The following is a 4,760-nucleotide window of genomic DNA, read 5'->3' on the forward strand; positions in this document are numbered from 1 at the left end:
CCCAGAAGGAGAACCATGCCGCGTTCCGCCCGCGCCCCCCGCCTCGCCCGTCTCGCCCTGACCTCGGTGGCGGCCCTCGCCCTCGTCGGCTGCTCCGCCGGCGGTGCGGCCACGGGCTCGTCCTCCGCGAGCGCCTCCGGCGAGTCCTCGGCCTCCGCGAGCGCCGCCGGCGGCTCCTCGGCCGCCTCGGGCGGCATCGCGACCGGGGTCACCGTCACCGACATGTCCGGCGCCGAGGTCACCCTGCCGGAGGAGGTCGACTCCGTCATCGCCACGGACAACCGCACCTTCCGCACCCTGGACGACTGGGGAGTCGAGCTGTCGGCCGCACCGAAGCAGATCATGTACAAGGGCGAGGGCGGGCCCTCCTACCTCCAGGACGACTCGGTCGCCGACATCGGCAACCACCGGGAGCCGGACATGGAGCTGTTCGTCACGGCTGAGCCGGACGTCGTGTTCAACGGCCAGCGGTTCAACGAGCGCAAGGCCGAGATCGACGAGCTGACCGGCGACGCCGCCGTCGTGGACACGGACTTCGACGTCACGCAGACCCCCATGGACGAGGGCCTGAAGGAGCTGACCACCCTGCTGGGCGAGGCCACCGGCCACGAGGCCGATGCCGAGAAGCTCATCGCCGACTTCGACGCCGCCACCCAGCGCGCCAAGGACGCCTACGACCCCGAGCAGACCGTCATGGGCCTCATCGCCTCGGGCGGCGAGCTGTCGTACGTCGCGCCCGGCACCGGTCGCGCCATCGGCCCGTTCTTCGACATGCTGGAGCTGACCCCGGCCCTCGAGCAGTCGGGCACCGACAACCACCAGGGCGACGACATCTCCGTCGAGGCCATCGCGAAGTCGAACCCGGACTGGCTGATCGTCATGGACCGCGACGCCGCCATCGGCGAGGAGAACGCCACCGCCGCCGAGCTGATCGAGCGCTCCGAGGCCCTCCGGGACGTGACCGCGGTGAAGGAGGGCAACATCGTCTACCTGCCCGCCGACTTCTACGTCGCCGAGGACATCCAGAACCACACCACCGTCATGGAGGACCTCGCGAAGGCCTTCGAAGGCGCGCAGTGACTCTCGACGTGCGTCACCACGTCGCCGACGCCCCGCCCCGGCTCGAGGAGCCGGGGCGGGGCGACCGCGTGTGCTGGGTCCCGCCCGCCGTCCTGCGGCCCGAGTGCACCCGCTGGCAGCGCACCTGGCCGCTGCTGGTCGGCGTTGTGGTGACCGCGGCCCTCGTCGTGGTCTCGCTGTTCGTGGGCGTGTACGACGTCGGCGCGGAGGGCGGACGCGAGATGTTCGCCATCACGCGCGTGCCGCGCACGGTCGCCCTCGTGCTGGCCGGCGCCTCGATGGCGATGTGCGGGCTGATCATGCAGCTCATGACGCAGAACCGCTTCGTGGAGCCCAGCACCACGGGCACCACCGAGTGGGCCGGTCTCGGCCTGCTGGTGACCATGGTGCTCGTGCCGGGCGCGGGCCTGGTGACCCGGATGGTCGGGGCCATCCTCTTCGCCTTCGTCGGCACCCTCGTCTTCTTCCTCTTCCTGCGGCGGGTGCGCCTGCAGTCCTCCCTCATCGTGCCGATCGTGGGCATCATGCTCGGCGCCGTCGTGGGCGCCGCGTCGACGTTCCTCGCCCTCCAGACGGACATGCTGCAGCAGGTGGGCGCGTGGTTCGCGGGCTCGTTCACCTCCGTGGTCCGCGGCCGGTATGAGCTGCTCTTCCTCGTGCTGATCGTGTGCGTGGCGGTCTTCGTCATCGCGGACCGCTTCACCGTGGCCGGCCTCGGCAAGGACGTCGCCACGAACGTCGGCCTCAACTACGACGCCGTGATCCTCACCGGCGTGGCCATGGTGGCCGTGGCCACCGGCGTGGTCACCGTGGTGATCGGGGCCCTCCCGTTCCTGGGGCTCGTGGTCCCCAACCTCGTGTCCATGGTGCGCGGCGACAACCTGCGGACGAACCTGCCCTGGGTGGTCATGGTCGGCGTGTGGATCGTGATCGTCTGCGACCTGATCGGGCGCACCGTGATCGCCCCGTTCGAGGTGCCCATCTCGCTGATCCTGGGCCTCGTGGGCGCGATCGTGTTCCTCGCCCTGTTGCTGAGGCAGGCCAAGCATGGCTGAGCCGCTCGCGACCGCCCCGGGTCGCATCCCCGCCCCGCCCGGTGGCGCCACCGCGGCCGGGCCCGTCGAGGCCGACGCCCCGCGCCGGTCCGGCGCGTTCGTCACCGCCGCCGACCGCCGGAGGTATGCGGTCGTCGTCGCCGTGCTGGCCGCCGTCGCCGTGCTCTCCACCGCCGGGATCCTGCTGTGGGGCAACGAGGCCGAACCCGGTTCGCGCGCGTTCTGGATGATCGCGCGGATGCGCGTGGAGTCCCTGGGCGTGATCGGCATCGTGGCGCTGTGCCACTCCTTCGCGACCGTCACCTTCCACACGGTGACGGGCAACCGCATCATCACGCCCTCGATCATGGGGTTCGAGGCGCTCTACACCGCCGTGTCGACCGTCGCCGTGTACGTGCTGGGAGCCGCCGGCGTCGCGGTGCTGACCGGGGTGGGGCCGTTCCTCGCCCAGGCCGCGCTCATGGTGGCGCTGGCGACGGCCCTGTACTCGTGGCTGCTCTCCCGGCCCTACGGCAGCGTCCATCTGATGCTGCTCGTGGGCGTGGTGCTGGGCGGCGGGCTGGCCGCGCTGAGCACGTTCATGCAGCGACTGCTGGACCCGAACTCGTTCGACCTGCTGAGCGCGCGGCTCTTCGGCAACATCTCCAACGCCCGGACCGAGTACGTGGCGATCGCCGCGCCCATCGCCGTCGTCGTGTGCGCGCTGCTGTGGCTGCGCTCCCGCCGCCTGAACACGGTGGCGCTCGGCGCCGACGCCGCGACCAACCTGGGCCTGCACCACCGGCGCGAGCTCATGGTGACGCTGCTGCTGGTCTCCGTGCTGATGGCCATGACCACCGCGCTCGTGGGCCCGATGACGTTCCTCGGCTTCCTCGTGGCGACGCTGGCGTACAGCCTCGTCGACACCCACGACCACCGGTTCATCCTCCCGGTGGCGGCGCTGGCCGGGTACGCGGTGCTCACGAGCGCCTACTTCGTGCTGCGGCACGTGTTCTACGCGGGAGGTGCGGTCACGGTGGTCATCGAGCTGATCGGCGGCATCACCTTCCTGATCGTCGTGATGAGAAAGGGACGTCTGTGATCGAGCTGCGCGGCGTGGTGAAGCGCCACAGCGACGAGGTGTGCATCGGACCCGTGGACCTGGACATCCAGGCCGGGGGAGTGACCGCGCTCGTGGGGCCCAACGGGGCGGGCAAGTCCACGCTGCTGACGATGATCGGCCGGCTGCAGGACGCCGACGCCGGGACGATCGCCGTGGGCGGGCACGACATCACCACGACGCCGTCCCGGAAGATCGCGCAGACCCTGTCCATCCTGCGGCAGGAGAACCACTTCGTGACGCGGCTGACCGTGCGGCAGCTCGTGGGGTTCGGGCGCTACCCGTACACGCGCGGCCGGCTGACCCTGGAGGACGAGCGGCACGTGTCCGACGCGATCGACTTCCTCAACCTCGGCCCGTTCGAGAACCGGTACCTCGACCAGCTCTCGGGCGGCCAGCGGCAGCGGGCGTACGTGGCGATGGTGCTGGCGCAGAACACCGAGTACGTGCTGCTGGACGAGCCGCTGAACAACCTGGACATGCAGCACTCGGTGCAGATGATGCAGCAGCTGCGCCGGGCCGCCGACGAGCTGGGCCGGACCGTGGTGATCGTGCTGCACGACATCAACTTCGCCGCCCACTACGCCGACCGGATCGTGGCGATGGGCGACGGCCAGGTGGTGGAGACCGGCACCCCGGCCGAGATCCTGCGCCCTGAGGTGCTGGAGCGGATCTTCAAGACCCCCTGCAGCGTGGTGGACGGACCGCACGGGCCGCTGGCCGTGTACTACTGAGCCGGGCGACGGTGAGGCCGGCCCGGGTCGGTCCGGGCGGGGGTCGGGTGCCCGGCCGACGCGAGCGTTCCGTGGGCAGAACCCGCCGGGTCTCGCCTTCCGGGGGCAGAACCCGCGTGTTTCCAGGTTCCGTGGGCAGAAGCACCCTCGCTTCTGCCCACGGAACCCCTGCGCATGGACGGCAGGGCCATACGCGACGACGACGTCAGGCATCCCAGCCGTTCGAGACCTGTGCCCGTCGTCTGAGGACGGCCTCGATCACCCGCGCATATCCCTCGCCGACGTCCCGGCCCGTGACGTGCAGGGTCATCTGCCCACGCTCCGCGTAGTACTGGTCTCGCCGGGCGTCCCGGGCGTGTTGCTCGGCACTCCGGTGCACCTCGCCGTCGTACTGGAGGACGAGCCGGCAGTCCTCGAACCACAGATCGGCCTCGGGGGCGTCCCGCCGCCCGGGGTCGAACACGTGCTGCAGCGCCGGCTCGCCCAGCCCCGCCTCGACGAGCGCCAGCCTCAACCGGGTCTCCTGCGGCGAGTCGGCACCCACCCGTACGCGCTCGAGCGCCGCCGTCGCCCGCGGTCTTCCGACGAACCGCCCGAGCGGCCGCATCGCCTCGTGCAGCGCGGTGACCGTGGTGATGGGAGGCCGCCGGCCGCGCGGGGACCAGGGGTGACGGACCAGGTGGTCACCCGCCGACACGAGGGATGCCTCGTCCCAGGGGTGGCCGATCGAGCACAGATCGAGCCAGGTCCGTTCCGGCGTCGTCACCCGTAGCCCCAGCACGGAGGTGACGT

General features: G+C 71.1%; 5 protein-coding genes. 4 read left to right on the plus strand and 1 reads right to left on the minus strand.

Annotation, left to right across the window (positions count from 1 at the left end):
* The first annotated feature begins 15 nt into the window (after window positions 1-15).
* Genes J1M37_RS03380 through J1M37_RS03395 form a run of 4 tightly spaced genes read left to right on the plus strand, consistent with a single transcriptional unit; the run spans window position 16 to window position 3,968 of the window.
* On the plus strand, window positions 16-1,080 hold the full coding sequence (locus J1M37_RS03380; protein WP_206452098.1) for a siderophore ABC transporter substrate-binding protein: 1,065 nt from the start codon (window positions 16-18) through the stop codon (window positions 1,078-1,080).
* On the plus strand, window positions 1,077-2,135 hold the full coding sequence (locus J1M37_RS03385) for an iron chelate uptake ABC transporter family permease subunit (RefSeq protein ID WP_206452099.1): 1,059 nt from the start codon (window positions 1,077-1,079) through the stop codon (window positions 2,133-2,135). The genes J1M37_RS03380 and J1M37_RS03385 overlap by 4 nt, the downstream gene beginning before the upstream one ends.
* Window positions 2,128-3,216 (plus strand): iron chelate uptake ABC transporter family permease subunit, encoded by a 1,089-nt coding sequence (locus J1M37_RS03390; protein WP_206452100.1) that lies wholly within the window; start codon window positions 2,128-2,130, stop codon window positions 3,214-3,216. The genes J1M37_RS03385 and J1M37_RS03390 overlap by 8 nt, the downstream gene beginning before the upstream one ends.
* A complete protein-coding gene (locus J1M37_RS03395) occupies window positions 3,213-3,968 on the plus strand; it encodes an iron ABC transporter ATP-binding protein (RefSeq protein WP_002857584.1) in 756 nt (251 codons plus the stop codon). The genes J1M37_RS03390 and J1M37_RS03395 overlap by 4 nt, the downstream gene beginning before the upstream one ends.
* A 205-nt stretch (window positions 3,969-4,173) precedes the next feature.
* Here J1M37_RS03395 and J1M37_RS03400 read toward each other — a convergent pair.
* Window positions 4,174-4,760: endonuclease domain-containing protein (locus J1M37_RS03400; RefSeq protein WP_446724882.1), on the minus strand; the 587-nt coding region annotated here is incomplete at its 5' end.

The organism is Micrococcus sp. KRD012 (assembly GCF_017168555.1).
Taxonomy (GTDB): domain Bacteria; phylum Actinomycetota; class Actinomycetes; order Actinomycetales; family Micrococcaceae; genus Micrococcus; species Micrococcus luteus.